Source organism: Gordonia sp. CPCC 205515 (assembly GCF_048537925.1).
In the GTDB taxonomy this organism is placed as follows: Bacteria; Actinomycetota; Actinomycetes; order Mycobacteriales; family Mycobacteriaceae; genus Gordonia.
The window spans coordinates 552,741-571,255 of the sequence record NZ_JBCLVJ010000010.1 but is presented as its reverse complement, the minus strand read 5'-3'; the positions used below and the strand labels follow the sequence as shown (position 1 = coordinate 571,255).

The window sequence follows — 18,515 nt, the reverse complement described above, 5'->3', positions numbered from 1 at the left end:
ACATGCCGATGCCATCCTCTCCGGAATCACCCACGTCGAGCGTCGGGCACCCGACGGATTGTGTACGGAGGAGAAAGCCGAGGTGGAACGCACGTTGATCGCGCAGGCGATGTCAGGTGCCAGCCCGGTCGACATCGGGAAGAAAGCCCGAGAACTGGGCAACGACTACGCCGCTGAATCCGGTGGCTTGCCGGCCGGGGAGGACCGCTCGATCAACGAGTTCTCCATGCGCCCCACCGGCGACGGACGGCTCACCGTCCGCGGAGACCTCGACGCAGTGATCGGCGAGAAACTCACCACCGCCATCGAATCGTTGAACCGGCCACGACCCGAACCCGACGGCTCCGATGACGCCCGTACCAGCACCGCGCGCAACGCCGACGCCCTCGAAATGATCCTCGATGCCGCCGCGGTCGCCGACACCCATCTGGCCACGCCCCCGAAAACCCATGTCGACCTGGTGTTACCGGCCGCAGCGCCGGAGAGGGCGCGGTTGTTGTACCTGGGACCGATCAGCGCGACCACCGCCAAGCTGCTGCTCTGTGATGCCGAGACGACCGAGGTCGTCGTCGACGGAGACACGGTTCCACTGCAGATGGGTACCAACCTCCGCCGATTCCCGCCACACCTGCGACGCGCGATCATCATCCGTGACCAGTGCTGCATCAAATGCGGGGCACCAGGCGGCCGCACCCATGTTCACCACATCGAGTTTTGGAGCAACGGTGGGCCGACCGATCTGGACAACGGGTGTCTGCTGTGTCCGTCGTGTCACGCGTTCATCCACGCCACCGACTGGGACATCATCCTGGGCGCCGACCGGCACCCCTGGTTGATTCCACCGGCCGCGATCGATCGGCAACGACGACAGCTACCGGCCTACAACCGCCGCACCCTGACCCTCGACGACCCGATCGCCGCCTGAGGTCCACCGATCTTGTCGGGGGTCGGTGATACACCTGTACCAGGTGATCAGCCAGGGCAAGAGGCTGACACCCCACGACATCTGATGCGGGCTCCCGCCAACGACAACACTCCCCGTGTGTAGCACCTTTCGCGCACCCGACCCGTCGGGACCGCGCACGCACATTGACAAGTCCATAGTGTGAACCGGCATGTGTCGACCGCTGAGATGAGTACAGCCCCACCTCCCTGGTGGGAGGTGGGGCTGTACCCATTGAAGCTATTGCGCCTCAGGTGGTTTCGACTCGCCCTTCGCTATCGCTCCGGGCGGCTCAACCAGCGGTGAAAGTCACCAGCTCGACTTCTGCACGCCCGGCAGCTCACCGGCGTGTGCCATTTCGCGCAGGCACACACGGCACAGGCCGAACTTGCGGAACACCGAGTGCGGGCGACCGCACTTGTTGCACCGGGTGTAGCCACGCACGGCGAACTTGGGCTTCTTGTTGGCCTTGTTGACCAGAGCCTTCTTTGCCATGTCAGTTGTCCTTCACGGAGTTGTCTTTGAACGGGAAGCCCAGTGCGCGAAGCAGCGCACGGCCTTCGTCGTCGGTGGTGGCCGAAGTGACGACGGTGATGTCCATACCGCGCGGCCGATCGATCTTGTCGATGTTGATCTCGTGGAACATCGACTGCTCGTTCAGGCCGAACGTGTAGTTGCCATTGCCGTCGAACTGGCGGTCCGACAGTCCGCGGAAGTCGCGGATACGCGGGAGGGCGATGGACACGAGGCGGTCCAGGAACTCCCACATGCGGTCGCCGCGCAGCGTGGCGCGAGCACCGATCGGCATGCCCTCGCGCAGCTTGAACTGCGCGATGGACTTGCGGGCGCGACGGATCTCCGGACGCTGACCGGTGATCAGCGCGAGGTCCTCGACGGCGCCGTTGATCAGCTTGGCGTCGCGGGCGGCGTCACCGACACCCATGTTGACGACGACCTTGACGACGCCGGGGATCAACATGACGTTGTCGTAGTTGAACTCTTTGTTGAGCGCGTCCTTGATCTCCTCGCGGTAGCGAGTCTTCAGGCGCGGCTGAACCTTTTCAGTGGTGGTCATGATCAGATGTCCTTCCCGTTTTTGCGGGAAATCCGGACTTTCTTGCCGGTCTCCTCGTCCACGCGGTAGCCCACGCGGGTCGGGTTTCCGTCGGAGTCGACGACCATCACGTTCGAAACGTGGATCGAGGCCTCCTGGGTCACGATGCCGCCGGACGATGCGCCGCGCTCGTTGGCCGATGCGGCGGTGTGCTTCTTGATGCGGTTGACGCCCTCGACGAGAACTCGCTGCTCCTTCGGGAAGGCCTGGATGACCTTGCCCTTGGCGCCCTTGTCCTTGCCCGAGATGACGATCACGGTGTCACCCTTGTGGATCTTCATGGTCAGATCACCTCCGGTGCGAGCGAAACGATCTTCATGAACTTCTTCTCGCGGAGCTCACGGCCGACCGGGCCGAAGATGCGGGTACCGCGGGGGTCGCTGTCACCCTTGAGGAGGACGGCGGCGTTTTCGTCGAAACGGATGTAGCTTCCGTCCGGACGACGGCGCTCCTTGGTGGTGCGCACGATAACCGCCTTGACGACCTCGCCCTTCTTGACGTTGCCGCCGGGGATGGCGTCCTTGACAGTGGCGACGATGACGTCACCAATGCCGGCGTAGCGCCGCGACGAGCCGCCCAGCACGCGGATGCACAAGATTTCCTTGGCACCGGTGTTGTCGGCCACGCGCAGACGCGATTCCTGCTGAATCACTGTGCGTAGTCTCCTTGACCTGGATTGCGATGCACGCCGGATTTCCGACCCGACGCGCACGGTCTGTCACCACCGAACACACGCCTGCCTGGGGTTTTAGTCCTAAGACGGCAATCCCAGTGGGTTCGTGAGCCGATTCGCGGCACGTTCATGCCGCAGGCAACCGTTCAAGTGTAGGCGAATGCGCAGGTCGGAACCAAATCCGTGCCTTGGTGACCCACATCGCAATTCTGCACCCATCTGCACCCAGTTCCCACGCGAAGCACCACACAGACGGCACTGCGCCGGCCACCCGGTCGCCGCGCACGCCGAGATGAGGGGAGAAACGCGTGACCACGGAGAACGCCATCCGGACAGATTTCACCAATGATCCCGGTGCTTCGATCGCCATGACCGCGGCGCAACGCGGCATCTATTACGCACAACAACTCGACCCGGATGTGCCGATGTCGGTGGCGGCGTTCGCCGAATTCCGCGACCACGTGGACGCCGACGTGATGCAGCGAGCGATCACCGCGACGACCGCGGAGACCGAGTCTGCGCTGCTGCGACTCGTGCCCGATGAGGACGGCGAGCCGACCGTCCTGGTCGATCGCATGCGCAACATCACCCTGGGACGTCGAGATTTCTCTGACGCCGACGACCCGCGGACCGCCGCGCTCACCTGGATCGACGAACACCGCTCGCAGATCGCCGACCTGTACACCGATCCGCTGTTGCAGACCTCCCTGCTGCGCCTCGGCGAGCGTCATTACATCTGGTACTGCTGGGGCCATCACCTGGCCTTCGACGGGTACGCCGCGATGTACATGATGTTGCGCGTCGCGCAGCACTACACCGCCATCGTCGATGACACCGAGGTTCCTCCCGCCTCGTCGGCATCGACCGCCGACATCGCCGAGTTCGACGCCACCTACCGGTCGTCGGCAGCCTTCGACGATGACCGCCGGCACTGGACGGGCTACCTCGACGCCGACGGCGGAGCCCCGGAGTCCACGTCGCTCTCGTCGATGAGTGCCGCCGCTGCGCCCACCGCAACTGTCCGAGCCGCGACCCTCCCGGCGGATCTGGTCGACCGGATTCGGAGCGTGGCGCGTGATCATCAGGTTCGGGCGGCCTCGCTGATCACCGCCGCCGTCGCGACCTACCTGGCGCGATTCAACGACCGCGACGCCGCCATGCTGAGCTTGCCGGTTGCCGCCCGCGACCGCGACATCCTGCGGACCTCGGCCGGGCTGACGTCGAACGTCGTTCCGATCCGCGCCGCTATCGCCGACTCGGGCCACCCGGTGACCGCCGCGGAGCTGCTGCGCCGGGTGAACGGTGACATCAAGGCCGCAGTACGCCACCAGAAGTATCGGCACGAGGACATCACCGGCACCGTCCTGGAATCGCCGGGCGGCCGTCGCGGCTTCTTCGGTCCGATGGTCAACGTGATGCTGTTCTTCGAGCACATCGACTTCGGCCCGCTGCGCGGCGAACTCAACGTACTGTCCACCGGCCCGGTCGAGGACGCGTCGATCAACGTCTACGACGGCTTCACCGGCGGGATGCGCCTCGACCTCGAAGCCAACCCGAACGTCTACTCGTTCGAAGAGATCGCGGACCACCACGACCGGATCGTCGGCTTCTTGCAGCGCTTTGTCGACGCCGATCCCGATGCCCCGGTGACCGACATCCCGATGATGTCCGACGACGAGTCGGCGGCCGTCGCGGAGTTCACCGCCGGTGAGATCGTCGACCGGCCCGACCTGACTCTGCTGCACCTGCTCGCCGATGCCGCAACCGGCTCCGGCACCCGCACCGCGCTGCTCGACACCACCGGCGCCGAGGTGTCCTACGCCGAGTTCACTCGCCGCGCCGAGCGGGTCGCCGACGGCCTGCGCCACCACGGCGTCGGCCCGGAAAGCGTTGTCGGCGTGGCCATACCACGCAGCATCGATCAGGTCGTCGCACTGCATGCGGTGATCCGGGCCGGGGGTGCGTACCTACCTATCGACCCAGAAGAACCACCGGCGCGGCTCGAGCACATCCTCACCACCGCCGCACCGGCGCTGGTGATCTCCGACGGATCCCTCGATCTCGACACCGCGACGGTGACCCTCGACGACCTGTCGGCAGAACACCCGCACGGCACGCCCCCGGCGCGGCAACCGCACCCGGATCACCCCGCCTACGTGTTGTTCACCTCCGGCTCAACCGGAAAGCCCAAGGGCGTCATCATCAGTCACCGCGCCATCGTCAATCGGCTGCTGTGGATGGCCGACCAGTACCGCCTCACCGACACCGATCGGGTGCTCCAGAAGACACCGGCCACCTTCGACGTCTCGGTGTGGGAGTTCTTCTGGCCCATCATCTCCGGTGCAGCGCTGATGATCCCGAGCCCGCACGGGCACCGCGATCCGTGGTACCTGCGCGAGATCATCGACCAGTACTCGATCACCACAGCACATTTCGTGCCGTCGATGCTGGCCACCTTCGCCGCGGCGCACGCCGACGATCCCGACACCGCCAACGACCTGCGCTCGCTGCGTCGCATCATCACCAGCGGCGAGGCACTCACGCCCGACACCGTCGCCGCGATCGGCCGTTTCACCGACGCCCCGGTGCACAACCTGTACGGCCCCACCGAGGCGGCGGTGGACGTGACCAATCACGACGACGTCGCCGCCGACGCAGACACGGTGCCGATCGGTGCACCGATCGCGAATACGTCGGTGCGGGTGCTCGATCATCGGCTCGCGCCGCAGCCGATCGGCGCGATCGGCGAACTCTATCTGGGCGGAGTGCAACTGGCCCGTGGGTACCGCAATCGTCCCGAACTCACCGCCGGCCGATTCGTCGCCGACCCATTCTCGCCTGGCGCACGGCTGTACCGCACCGGCGACCTGGTTCGTCGCCGCCGTGATGGCGAGCTGGAATACCTGGGCCGCAGCGATTCTCAGGTGAAGATCCGCGGGCAGCGGGTGGAACTCGGAGAGATCGAGGCCGCGCTCACCCGGCTCGACGGAGTCCGGGCGGCCGGCGTGGTGCTGCGCGACGACATCGTCGCCGACGGGCACACCGTCGTCGGCTATGTCGCCGGCACCGACGGACTGCGCGCACGCGACCTGCGCGCCGAGGTCGCCGCGCTCGTCCCCGAACACATGGTGCCCACGCTGATCTCGGTGCTCGACGAACTGCCGACCACCGCGAACGGCAAACTCGATCGTCGTGCCCTGCCGGCACCGGCGTTGCCCGAGCGCGTCGACGCGATCGCACCGGACGGCCCAGTCGAACAGCTCGTGTCCGACACGGTTGGTGTGGTCCTCGGCTGCGAGTCGATCTCCATGTCGGACAACTTCTTTGCCCTCGGTGGCGATTCGCTGTCGGCAACGCGGGTGGCCGCTCGACTCTCCCGCGCCACCGGGCGTCGGGTCGATCTCCGGGTTGTCTTCGACACCGACGACCTCGCCGGGATCGCGGCCCGCATCGACACCGACGGCGTCGACATCGACCGTCTCGACGACGATGCCGCGGTCGCGACACATCTGGAGCCGGTCGACGGGCCCATCCCGCTCTCCCCCGCGCAGCATCGTCTCTGGCTGGCCGAGCGCCTCGATCCGGAGTCGGCGGGCAGCTATCACATCCCGTTCACGGTGCGTCTGGTCGGCGTGCTCGACGCGGAGGCGTTGCACCGCGCGCTGACCGATGTGGTCGGGCGTCATGAACCGTTGCGCACCACGGTGGCCGAACGGGACGGCACCGCGTACGGAGTCGTCGCGGACGCCGCCAACATCCGGATTGACCTGCCGATCCTGGACGTGACCACCGATGACGTCCCCGATGTCCGTGAATTCGCCTCGACGCCATTCGATCTCGCACACGACCTACCGATCCGCGCTCGCCTGGTCCGCAGCGGCACCGATGACCATCGGCTGACCGTCGTGATCCATCACCTCGCTGCCGACGGCTGGTCGCTGGCGCCGCTGGCCGCCGATCTCGCGACTGCCTATCGGGCCCGGCGCGACGGCACCACGCCGGCCTGGGCCCCGCTGCCGGTCAGCTACACGCAGGTGAGCGCGAGCCGCCAAGCCGGTCTCGACGACAGCACACCCGGGTCACCCGCCGCCGAGGACCTCGAGTTCTGGACAGCGCAACTCGCGGGGGTGCCCGGGGAGATCGAGTTGCCCCTGGACCGCCCGCGGTCGACCACTCCCGCCGTCGCGGGTGCCCGCCTGCACACCGCCGTGACCGCTCGGACCCATCAGCGAGTCGCGGAGCTCGCCGGCCGGCACGGCGTCACCGGCTTCATGGTGTTGCATGCCGCGGTCGCCGCGCTCCTGCGCACCTATGCGACCACCGACGACATCACCGTCGGCACACCGGTGTCCGGGCGCGGAGACGCCGACCTGGATGCGTTGGTGGGCATGTTCGTCAACACCGTTGCCCTGCGCACCCAGGTTCGCAAGGACGTACCGTTCACGCAGCTTCTCGCCGACGTGCGCAACACCGACCTCGCGGCATTCGGCCACGCCGATCTGCCATTCGACCGGCTGGTGACCGAACTCAACCCCGGTCGTTCGGCCAACGTCCACCCGTTCTTCCAGGTGTCAGTGGCCGTCGAGGACAGTGCGGCGATCAACCTGGAGTTCGCCGAACTGTCCGCCACCGCATCCCGGGTGGACACCGGCCACACCAAGTTCGATCTGCAGTTCACCTTCGCCGAACACACCGGAGCCGACGGCGCACCAGCCGGCATCGGTGTCGACATCGATTACGCGACAGCCTTGTTCGAGCGCGACACCGTGCGCACACTGTCGCGGCGACTGCTGCGGCTGATCGAGGCGATCGTCGACACCCCGGATACGCCGATCGGCGACATCGGGCTGCTCGAACCGCATGAGCAGCTTGATCTGGTGCCGGCGGTGGGTGCGGGACGTCGACCCGTCGAGCACCTGACCAAGATCCTGGCGCGCGCAGTGGAGACCGGCCGCGATCAGGTCGCCCTGTGCGACAGCACGTCCGCCCTCACCTACGGTGAACTCGACGCCGCCGCCAACCGGCTCGCCCGCCTGCTCATCGCGCAGGGCGCCGGTCCCGAACGTTATGTCGCGGTGTCTCTGCCGCGCAGCGTCGACTGGATCGTCACGCTCTGGGCGGTCGCCCGGACCGGCGCAGCCTGGGTGCCGGTCGACCCGCGGTATCCGACCGAACGCATCGCGTTCATGCTCGAGGACTCCGGAGCCCAACTGCTCGTGAGTGATTCGCGCTCGGTCCCGGAGACGACGGGTATCACTACCATCGTGCTGGACGATCCGTCGACCCTCGCTGCGCAACAAGACTGCTCAGCGGACCCGATCACACTCGCCGAGCTCGGCGCGCCACAATCGGTGGATCAACCCGCCTACCTGATCTACACCTCGGGTACCACCGGCACCCCGAAGGGTGTGGTCGTCAGCCATCGTGGGCTCGCGGATTTCGCAGCACAGCAGGTCGTCGGCTTCGGCCTCACCGGATCGAGCCGCACCCTACATCTGGCCTCACCGAGCTTCGATGCCTCCGTGCTCGAGATCCTGATGGCCACCGCCGCCGGTGCGACCATGCACATCGCGCCCGCCGACATGGTCGGCGGAACCGAACTGGCCGATCTGATGCGGACCGCACAGATCTCCCACGCGTTCCTGACGCCGTCGCTGCTGACCACGATGTCGCCCGACGACGTGCCGGACCTCGAGGCGCTGGTCATCGGCGGGGAGCACCCGAATCCGGAGATGGTGCGCCGGTGGTCGGCGGCATGCTCGCTGTACAACGCGTACGGCCCGACCGAGACCACGGTGGTCGCCACCATCTCCGACGAGATCGATCCCGCCGACCCGACGGTGACCATCGGGCGCCCCATCCGCGGGATCGCCGCGATGGTGCTCGACGAACGCCTGCAACCGGTGGCGCCGGGCGCGGTCGGCGAACTCTACATCGCCGGTGGCCATCTCGCACGCGGCTACCACGGGGTACGTCCGCTCACCTCCAAACGATTCATCGCCAACCCGTATGGCGACCCCGGCGACCGCATGTATCGCACCGGTGATCTGGTGCGCTGGACCGCCGATCGTGAACTCGAGTTCCGGGGGCGCGCCGATCACCAGACCAAGATCCGTGGCCATCGGATCGAACTCGGCGAGATCGATGCCGCCCTGGTCGCCGACGATGCCGTCGTGGCCGCCGTCACCACGACGGTCGGGGAAGGTTCCGAGGCGCGACTCGTCTCCTATGTGACGACCGCCGCGGCGGGCCACGAGAACATCGGTGCCGCAGTACGTTCCCGGCTGGCCGAGCGGCTGCCCCGCCACATGGTGCCCGCCAGTGTCATCGAACTCGACGAGATCCCGACCACCCCGATCGGCAAGGTCGACTTTCGTGCCCTGCCCGCTCCGGACGTCGAGACATCCACCGACACCATCGACTATGTGGCACCTCGCACGGCTGCGGAACGACTGGTCGCCGACCTCGTCGCCGCCCAGCTCGGGGTCGACGTCGCTGACATCGGACGTGAGCACGACTTCTTCGATCTCGGTGGCAGCTCCTTGTCGGCGATCCACGTCGTCGAGCAGCTACCGACGGGCGCGGATGGCCGGATCTCGGTGCGGGACCTCTTCGATCACTCGACGATCGCCGAGATCGCCGGCCTCCTCGACGATATCGACCTGGACACCGAGGCACGTCCACTCGCCGCACTGCATCACGATCCCGACGCGGAGGTCGAACCCGGACCGGCACAACAACAACTGTGGTTCCTCAACCAGACGGCAGCGGGTTCGGGCCACTACAACATCGCGTTCGCGCTGGACCTGCGGGGCGAACTCGACGTCGACGCGCTGACCGGCGCGCTCGCCCACACCATCGATCGGCACGAACCACTGCGGACGGTCTACCCCGATCGGGACGGCCGCCCCGGAATGGCGATCAAGTCAGCCGCGGATGCGTGCCCGGATCTGACCCCGGTGACTGTCGCCCCGGCCGAATGGGACACCGCAGCGGCCGATCTGGCTGCCCAGCCGTTCGACCTGACTCGGGACACCCCCATCCGGGCGGCGCTGCATCGTGTCGGCGACACCCACAAGCTGACCATCGTCGTGCATCACATCGCGGCCGACGGATGGTCGATGGCGCCGCTCGCGAGAGATCTCGCCGGCGCCTACGCGGACCTGCGGGACGGTCGATCACCGTCGCAGGCTCCGTTGCCGGTCGGCTACCGCGATCATCTCCGGTGGCAGGCCGAGAATCTGGAGGGCCGGTTCGACGAACTGGCCGGGTGGTGGGGCCGAGAGCTCGACGCACTCGACCCCACCCCCATCCTCCTGCCGGACTCGTCGACGGCCGAAGCCGTTGTGCCGCAGGCAGAAAGTGTCGAGGTGGCGTTCGACCTCGATCTGCGTCGCGCGCTGGCGGCCATTGGCGAGGACCGGACCACCGAGTTCATCACCTTGCACACGGTGTTCGCGGTGCTGTTGCACCGGCTGCACGCCGACCCCGATGTCCATGTGGGCGGCCGCCATTCGGATGTGGTGATCGGCACACCGGTCGCCGGACGACCCGATCCGCGCCTCGCCGACTTGGTCGGCATGTTCGTCAACTCGGTCGTGCTGCGGACACCGGTCGACGGCTCCGCCGGGTTCGCCACGGTGCTCGACGAGGTGCGGCAGCGGGATCTGGAAGCCCTCTCCCGCGCCGAGATGCCGTTCGAACAGGTTGTCGCAACGGTCAATCCGCCGCGCACCGGCCGCCACCCCATCTTCACCATCTCGCTGTCGGTGGACCCCGCAGACCCCGGTTCGGGTTCGACGCTCGGCATCGACGTCGGCCTCGCCGGTCTCGACGTATCCGTCGCCGAAGTGAACACCGGTGCGTCGCGGTTCGATCTCGAGTTGCGGCTACGCGGCAACACCGCCCGCTTCACCTATGCGACAGAACGATTCAGTCGCCGGCGAGTGGAGACCATCGCGGCGGCATTCGTGTCGCTGAGCCGGCAGATCGTCGCGCATCCGGACCGCCCGATCGACGATCTCGACCTCGACCTCGCCGACCACCCGAGCAGCGAATGCGTTGCGACACCGCCGGCCCATCTGGCCGATCTCCTGCAGCGCACCGTGTCCGAGAATCCGGATACTGCCGCCGTCGACGACGGACACACGGCGCTCACCTACGCCGCGCTCGAACGTCGCGCCCAGCGCTGGGCCCTCGCGCTCAGCGAGATGGGCATCGGCGCCGAAGATGTGGTGGCGGTGGCGCTCGACCGGTCGACCGAGTCGGTGACCGCCACCTGGGCGGTTGCCCTCGCCGGCGCCACCCTGCTCCCCCTCGACCCGCGTTATCCCGCGGATCGGTTGCGGCACATGATCGACGACGCGCGCACCGTCCTCGGCATCAGCAGCGACACCCAACTCGCCGGGCTTCCGCGCGACAAGTGGTGGCTCACCACCGATCACCTCGACGCCCACTCGGAGGCGACCGCACCCCGGTGCCGCCGCCCTGCCCTCCGCAATCCCGACAGCGCCGCCTACATCGTGTATACGAGCGGATCGACCGGAAAACCCAAGGGCGTCATCGTGACCCACCGTGGCCTGGCGGCGTTCGCGCAGGCGCAGCAGCAGGCGTTCGCGGTCGGCGCCGGGGACCGCACCCTGCATTTCGCATCGCCGGGTTTCGACGCCGCGATGCTGGAGTTCCTGCTGGCCTTCACCACCGGCGCCACCATGGTGGTCGCGCCGGCCACCATCTACGGCGGCGACGAACTCGTCGAGTTCCTGGCCGACGAAGCGGTCACCCACGCGTTCATCACCCCGGCGGCGCTGGCCGCCGCCTCGGCCGCCGACCTGCCGAAGCTCCGCATGCTCGGTGTGGGTGGCGAGGCGTCGACGCCGGCGCTGGTCGAACGCTGGGGCACCGGCCGCGACTACCGCAACAACTACGGGCCGACCGAGACCACGATCGTCTCGACCATCTCCGAGCCACTGCGCCCCGGGGAACCGATCACCATCGGCGCGCCGATCGCCGGATGCACCGCGCTGGTGCTCGATCATCGGCTGCGGCCGGTCCCGCCGATGGTGCCCGGCGAGCTCTACCTCGCCGGCCCCGGCGTGGCCCGCGGCTACCTGGGTCGTCCGGACCTGACTGCCGGCCGATTCGTCCCGGTACCAACCGCATTCGCCGACACCCCCGGCGTGGTGATGTACCGGACCGGTGACATCGTGCACCGCGACACCGCAGGTGCACTCACCTATCACGGGCGCAGCGACAACCAGGTGAAGGTCCGCGGCTTCCGCATCGAACTCGATGAGGTGTCCGGCGCACTCGCCGACCACCCAGCCGTCGACTTCGCCACCACCCTCGTGCGCGGCTCCGGAGCGGAAGCAACACTCGCCTCCTATGTCACCCTGCATGCCGCAGAGACGCTGCCGACCGACGCGGACCTGCGTGCCGCCCTGCGCGGTCGACTGCCCCGCCAGATGATCCCGTCGTCGATCACCATCCTGGATCGGATTCCGTTGACCACCAACGGAAAGCTCGACCGTGCGGCGCTGCCCGAACCGACCGTGATGACATCGACGGGTCGATCGGCGGGTACCGCCGCGGAGGTCGCGGTTGTCGAATCGGTGGCCGAGATCCTCGGGATCGACGCCGCCAGTGTCGATCTCGACGACGATTTCTTTGGTCTCGGTGGCACGTCGCTACAGGCGACAGCGCTCGTGAGTCGGTTGCGGCGGGTCGCACCCGACGTCGACTGGCGGGTCGCCGACATCTTCGACACCGCTTCGATCGCCGCGTTCGCCGCCCGTATCCCGGCCGATGCCGAGCTGCAGCCAGCCGCCGGTGCCCCCGACGCCGAAAGCATCGGACCACGACCCGAGCGGATCCCATTGGCGCCGATGCAGCGTCGGCTCTGGTCGGTGGCCCGCGCAAACCCGGACTCGACCGACTACCTGATGCCGTTCGCCATCCGGCTCAGCGGTCCACTCGACGTCGGCGCGCTGCGCGAGTCCTTGGTCGACCTGGTCAGCCGGCATGCGGTGCTGCGGACGATCTACCCGCTCGACGGACACAGCCCGGTCGGTCAGGTGCTCGACGACCCGGGTGCCGTCGTCGGCGACCTGACCACGAGCTCGGACGCCGGCATCGTCGAGGGAGAACTGTTGCGGCCGTTGGACGTGACCACCGAGCCCCCGTTGCGGGCCGCGGTGATCGCCCACGATCACGATGACAACACCCTGGTGCTGGTGATCCACCACATCGCGGCCGACGGGGCGTCACTGCCGCTGCTCGTCGCCGACCTGGTGTCGGCGTATCGGGAACGCGTGTCCGGCCGCGAGACCGTGTGGTCGGCAGCGGAAGTCGACTACCGCGACTACGCCATCGAGGTCGGCGGCGCCGGCCATGACGACACCGCATCCGCCGACCGCACCTACTGGGCCGACCATTTGACCGACGCACCGGCGGAGACCACGCTGCCCGCGACAGTGCACAGCGCACCCACCGACGAGCATCGCGGCGCCACGCTGCACCACGAGATCGAGGACGAACTACGCAGTGCGTTCGCCGATTTCGCTCGCGACCACGCCGTCACGCCGTTCTCCGTGCTGCACACTGCGTTGGCGATCCTGCTGCATCGGCTCGGTGTCGGCGACGACCTCGTGATCGGGACGCCGGTCGCCAACCGCACCCCGCGTGGCGGTCGCGGCACGAACTACTCGTCGGTGGTTGGCATGTTCGTCAACACTCTCGCCTTGCGCACCCGGTTGTCGCCGCACACACCGGCGACCACGCTCCTCGAGGAGATCCGGGCCACCGACCTGGCCGCCCTCGACCATCTCGACGCGGCCTTCGACGACGTTGTCGCCGAGGTCAATCCGGTGCGCGAACCCGGCCGGCACCCGCTGTTCCAGGTCGCGTTGTCGGTGCATGATTTCGCCGACTCGATCACCGACGAGATCCCGGTGACCGAGGAACTGCGCCTCGGACTGGCCGAGATGGGCACGCGCACCGCCAAATTCGACCTGCAGTTCACCATCACTGGACTGTCGGCCACGGACCGACCGGCGGCGGTGGAGGTCAATTACGCGTCCGGGCGCTACCGTGAGCGTGACGTCGAGCAGATCACCATCCGCTTCCTGCGGGTGCTGCGCGCACTGCTCACCGACGCAGATCGCCCGATCGGCGACCTGCGGATCACCGATCCGCTCGAGGTCGCCGAGTTGAGTCCGGCGAGCGGACCGGCAGCCGCATCGACGACGACCTTCGAAGCGCTGCTCGCCGCGGCCGTCCGCGCCAATCCGGAGGGTTGGGCGGCGGTCACCGACGGTGACGCGATCACCTACGCCGATCTCGACGCGCGCTCCAATCGACTCGCCCGCGTCCTGCTCGGTCGGGGTGCCGGTGACCGCCCGGAAAGCGTGGTCGCCATGGCCATCCCGCGCTCCATCGAGGCCGTGATCGCGGTCTGGGCGATCGTCAAGACCGGTGCCGCCTATGTACCGGTCGACCCGACCTATCCGGCCGAGCGGATCGAGCACATGCTCGCCGACAGCGGCGCGGCCCTGGTCGTGACCATGGCCGACTACCGCGAGCGGCTTGGCGATGCAGTACCGATACTGCAACTCGACGCCCCGACGACGCGGACCCGACTCGGGCACTCGTCCCCCGCACCGATCCGCGACCACGAGCGGATTGCGCCGCTGCGGGTCGATCAGCTCGCGTACATCATCTACACCTCCGGCTCCACCGGCCGCCCCAAGGGCGTGCTCGTACCGCACAGCGGTCTGGCCGCGGTGCATGAGGAACTCCGCACCCGCATGGGGCCCGAGACCGGTTCGCGAGTGCTGCATTTCGCGTCACCGAGCTTCGACGCGTCGGTGCTTGAGTTCCTGCTGGCCGCCGGCGGTGCCGGAGCACTGGCCATTGTGCCGCCCGGTATCTATGGCGGGCGTGACCTCGAGCGGTTCATCGAGCGGCACCGGGTGAGCCACGCGTTCATCACCCCGGCCGCGGTCGCGAGCATGGACCCGAAGGCCGTGCGAAGCCTGCACACCATGGCGGTGGGCGGTGAGGACTTCGGCGGCGAGCTCGTGCGCCGCTGGGCGCCCGGACGGACGATGCTCAACGTGTACGGACCCACCGAGACCACGGTGATCACCACCGGCAGTGCGCCGTTGACCCCCGATGAGAACTTGACGATCGGCACGCCGAACAACGGTGTCGGAACGCTTGTGTTGGACCGGCGCCTGCATCCGGTGCCGCCCGGCGTCGTCGGCGAACTGTATCTGCTGGGTGACCAGGTCACCCGCGGATACCATCGCCAACCCACGTTGACCGCAACCCGATTCGTGTCGGCGCCGATGGTCACCGGTGAGGACTATGCCGGCCAACGGATGTACCGCACCGGCGATCTGGTGCGCAGGAGCGACGACGGCCGCATCGAGTACGTCGGTCGGGCCGACGGTCAGGTGCAGATCCGCGGCTTCCGGGTCGAGCTCGGCGAGATCGACGACGCCCTGGCCGCCCATCCGTCGGTCGACTTCGCGGTCACCGTCGTCGACGAGTCCGGCAGCGCACCGGTCCTGCGCAGTTACCTGACCACGGTCGACGCTGCTGCACTGGATGATTCGGCGCTGCGGGCCCACCTGGCGGCGCAGCTGCCCCGGCACATGATGCCGACATCGCTGACCCGACTCGACGACGTCCCACTGACGCCGACCGGAAAGCTCGATCGCACCCGGCTTCCGGCGGTGCGCGACGAAATACGCTCGCGGGCACCGAGACCCGGGTTCGAGCAACAGATTGCGGAGGTATTCGCCGAGATCCTCGAGGTGGACGCCGGCACGATCGGCGCCGACGACGGCTTCTTCGACCTCGGTGGCAACTCGTTGCTGGCCGGTGCCGTGGCCGCCCGGTGCGGGGAACTCCTCGGGCGGGAGGTGCCGGTGGCCGCGTTGTTCACCGCGCCCACACCGGCCGAGTTGGCGGCACTCGCCGACGGCGATCGCGGCACCGGCTTCGACCCGCTGCTCCCGTTGCGCCGCAGCAGGTCCGACATGTCAACGCCGCCCCTGTTCGTGGTGCACCCCGCGATCGGCCTGTCATGGAGCTTCGCGGCTCTGTTGCCGCACCTGCCGGAGCAGCAAGCGCTGTATGCGTTGCAGAATCCTGCGCTGTCCGGAATGCCTGCGTCACCATCGATTGCCGAGCTGGCAGCCGATTACGTCGCACGCATCCGCGCGGTGTCCCCGGATGGTCCGTTCCACCTGCTCGGCTGGTCGTTGGGCGGACTCATCGCCCACGAGATGGCCGTGCAACTCGAGGCCGCCGGCGAGGAGGTGGCGTCGCTGACGCTGCTCGATTCGTTCGTGCTCGCCGATCGCCCGGAGCTGGCCGTCGAGCCATCGCTGGGTGAGCTGCTCGCCGAGTTCGGGCTGGGCACCGACGACACCGAACCCGGTGTCGAGCAGGCCTGGCGGGCGGTGCGCGACTCTGGCGGCGCCCTGGGCGGACTGAGCCTCGACGAGTTCGGCAGGGTCCATGACGTCTTCCGCGCCGCAACAGATTTGGCCGCCGATTGGCGTCCCGGGGTGTTCGGCGGGGACATGACGTTCGTGACCGCTGCCGACGACCCGCCGCCGGGACGCTCGGCCGTTGCCGACTGGGCCGGCCACGTGCGCGGTGCTGTCGACGAGATCGTCGTCGAGTGCACCCACGCGCGAATGCTGCTACCGGAGAACGTCACCCAGTTCATCAGTGCCATCGATATCCACACCACACCGAAGGAGGAATCATGACCAACCCGTTCGACAACACCGAAGGCGTGTTCTTCGTACTCGTCAACGACGAGGGCCAGCACTCACTGTGGCCCGAGTTCGCTCCCGTTCCCGAAGGGTGGCGCGTCGTCCACGGTCCCGCCGGACACGACGACTGCCTGGCCTACGTCGAGGAGAACTGGCGGGATATGCGCCCGGCCAGTCTGATCCGCGCGATGGAGTCCGCGGCACCCACCACCGGAGGTGAGGCCACCGATGCCACGACATAGCCTGCCGAAGATCACGCTCACCGGCGTGGCCAAGACCTACCGTTCGGGCCTCTTCGGCCGCGGACCCCGGGTACACGCCCTGAAAGACCTCGATCTTGTTGTCCCACAGGGCACCGTGCATGCCCTGCTGGGCCCCAACGGCGCCGGCAAGACCACCACGGTGCGGACCATCGCCACTCTCCTGCGTCCCGACGCAGGCACGGTCGAGGTGTGCGGTCACGACGCGCTCACCGACGCCGACGCAGTGCGTGAACGGATCGGGGTGTCCGGCCAGTACGCCGCGGTCGACGGCACCCTCACCGGATTCGAGAACCTCCGGCTCGTCGGGCAGCTCTACGGGCAGTCCCGCGCAGATGCATCCGACCGTGCGCGCCAACTCATTTCCGAGCTGTCGCTCGAGGAGGCGGCGGATCGACCGATGCGCACCTACTCCGGCGGCATGCGACGACGACTCGACCTGGCCGGCGCGCTCATCAACGATCCGGAACTGATCATCCTCGACGAACCGACCACCGGGCTCGACCCGCGGGGTCGCCGCCAGATGTGGGAGGTCATCGGCGCACAGGTGTCGTCGGGCACCACCGTGTTGCTCACCACCCAGTATCTCGAGGAGGCCGACGCCCTCGCCGACGAGATCACCGTCATCGACCACGGCACCGTCCGCGCGCAGGGCACCGCCGAGGAGCTCAAATCGACGACGGCACAATCCATTCTCACCATCGAGGTGGACGGATCGACGGACGAACAGGGCGATCTGATCGCGACCACCCTTGCCGACATCGGACTCGGCATGCCGCGACAGCTCGACTCGTCGCGGTGGACGGTGGCCGTCGCCGACGGCACCCGCAGCGGCGTGGACGCAGTCAAAGCCTGCGCGCTCGCCGGCATCGACGTCGTCGACGCGGAGGTCTCCTCCCCCACCCTCGACGACGTGTTCCTTTCTCTCACCGAACGATTGGAGCGAGTGTGACCACCTTCACCGACGCCGCAGTCATCGTCGAACGCAATCTGCTGACCGTTCGGCGCATTCCGACCCTGCTCATCAGTGCGACGATCCAACCGCTGATGTTCGTGTTCCTCTTCGCCTACGTGTTCGGCGCGACGTTCGGCGGGGGCGCCTATCGGGAGTTCCTGATGGCCGGGATCTTCACGCAGACAGTCGTCTTCAACGCTGCGTTCACCACGATCGGGCTGGCCAACGACATGTCGGCCGGCATCATCGACCGGCTGCGTTCGCTGCCGATGTCCCGCCTGGCGGTGATCGCCGGGCGTGTCGGATCGGACATGCTGCTCGGCGCGCTCGGCCTGGCGGTGATGGTGGTGTGCGGCCTGGCGATCGGCTGGCGCATACGGGGCAGCGCTCTCGACGCCGTGATCGCCTTCGCGATCATCGGCCTGTTCGCCCTGGCGATGGCGTGGGTGGGGGCGGTGACCGGTCTGGCCGCGCCGAATGTCGAAGTGGCGCAGAGCCTCGGCTTCCTGTGGATGTTCCCGGTGACATTCCTGTCAAGCGCGTTCATCTCCGCACAGAGCCTGCCCGGCTTCCTGCGACCGATCGCCGAATGGAATCCGGTGACCGCCGTCGCGACCGCCGCCCGGCAGAAATTCGGCAACGCCGCACCGCCGGACTTCCCACCCGCCACCGGATGGGTGGCCGAGCACGCCGTCGGCTATTCCATCGGCTGCAGTCTGGTCATCCTCGCGGTCTGTATCCCGCTGTCCCTGGTCCTGTATCGCCGCGCTACGGCCTGAG

The 18,515-nt window shown here is 67.8% G+C and carries 9 protein-coding genes; 5 read left to right on the top strand and 4 right to left on the bottom strand.

Features of this window, described 5'->3' with window-relative positions; all coding sequences use genetic code 11:
* Positions 1 to 925: DUF222 domain-containing protein (locus AAFP30_RS17510; protein WP_419231240.1), on the top strand; the 925-nt coding region annotated here is incomplete at its 5' end.
* Between the two features lie 327 nt (positions 926 to 1,252).
* Here the strand turns inward: AAFP30_RS17510 and AAFP30_RS17505 are convergent.
* The 4 genes from AAFP30_RS17505 to rplN are packed head-to-tail and all read right to left on the bottom strand — an operon-like array spanning position 1,253 to position 2,709.
* Positions 1,253 to 1,438: a type Z 30S ribosomal protein S14 gene (locus AAFP30_RS17505; RefSeq protein WP_006338055.1), complete on the bottom strand. Its 186-nt coding sequence runs from the start codon at positions 1,436 to 1,438 to the stop codon at positions 1,253 to 1,255.
* A gap of 1 nt (position 1,439) precedes the next feature.
* The gene (gene rplE / locus AAFP30_RS17500; RefSeq protein ID WP_419231239.1) at positions 1,440 to 2,018 is read right to left on the bottom strand and encodes a 50S ribosomal protein L5; all 579 of its coding nucleotides are present in this window, start codon (positions 2,016 to 2,018) and stop codon (positions 1,440 to 1,442) included.
* A 2-nt stretch (positions 2,019 to 2,020) separates the two neighbouring features.
* A complete protein-coding gene (gene rplX / locus AAFP30_RS17495) occupies positions 2,021 to 2,338 on the bottom strand; it encodes a 50S ribosomal protein L24 (protein WP_419231238.1) in 318 nt (105 codons plus the stop codon).
* 2 nt (positions 2,339 to 2,340) lie between these two features.
* Positions 2,341 to 2,709 (bottom strand): 50S ribosomal protein L14, encoded by a 369-nt coding sequence (gene rplN / locus AAFP30_RS17490; protein WP_419231237.1) that lies wholly within the window; start codon positions 2,707 to 2,709, stop codon positions 2,341 to 2,343.
* 329 nt (positions 2,710 to 3,038) lie between these two features.
* Here rplN and AAFP30_RS17485 point away from each other — a divergent pair, with 329 nt between their 5' ends.
* From AAFP30_RS17485 to AAFP30_RS17470, 4 genes are read left to right on the top strand one after another with little or no spacing between them, the layout of a single operon-like run.
* Positions 3,039 to 16,514, top strand: a complete 13,476-nt coding sequence (locus AAFP30_RS17485) for an amino acid adenylation domain-containing protein (protein ID WP_419231236.1) — start codon at positions 3,039 to 3,041, stop codon at positions 16,512 to 16,514.
* Positions 16,511 to 16,762 carry an MbtH family protein gene (locus tag AAFP30_RS17480; RefSeq protein ID WP_419231235.1) on the top strand — a complete coding sequence of 84 codons (252 nt, stop codon included), beginning with the start codon at positions 16,511 to 16,513 and terminating at the stop codon, positions 16,760 to 16,762. Before AAFP30_RS17485 ends, AAFP30_RS17480 begins: the two co-directional genes overlap by 4 nt.
* Positions 16,749 to 17,732, top strand: coding sequence for an ABC transporter ATP-binding protein (locus tag AAFP30_RS17475; RefSeq protein WP_419231234.1), 984 nt, complete (start codon positions 16,749 to 16,751; stop codon positions 17,730 to 17,732). Before AAFP30_RS17480 ends, AAFP30_RS17475 begins: the two co-directional genes overlap by 14 nt.
* A complete protein-coding gene (locus AAFP30_RS17470; RefSeq protein WP_419231233.1) occupies positions 17,729 to 18,514 on the top strand; it encodes an ABC transporter permease in 786 nt (261 codons plus the stop codon). The genes AAFP30_RS17475 and AAFP30_RS17470 overlap by 4 nt, the downstream gene beginning before the upstream one ends.
* Position 18,515 lies beyond the last annotated feature (1 nt).

What these genes read in the sequence shown, in the direction of transcription:
- AAFP30_RS17505 (WP_006338055.1), bottom strand. Translation starts at nt 1,438, where the DNA reads ATGGCAAAGAAGGCTCTGGTCAACAAGGCCAACAAGAAGCCCAAGTTC.
- rplE (WP_419231239.1), bottom strand. Translation starts at nt 2,018, where the DNA reads ATGACCACCACTGAAAAGGTTCAGCCGCGCCTGAAGACTCGCTACCGC.
- rplX (WP_419231238.1), bottom strand. Translation starts at nt 2,338, where the DNA reads ATGAAGATCCACAAGGGTGACACCGTGATCGTCATCTCGGGCAAGGAC.
- AAFP30_RS17480 (WP_419231235.1), top strand. Translation starts at nt 16,511, where the DNA reads ATGACCAACCCGTTCGACAACACCGAAGGCGTGTTCTTCGTACTCGTC.
- AAFP30_RS17475 (WP_419231234.1), top strand. Translation starts at nt 16,749, where the DNA reads ATGCCACGACATAGCCTGCCGAAGATCACGCTCACCGGCGTGGCCAAG.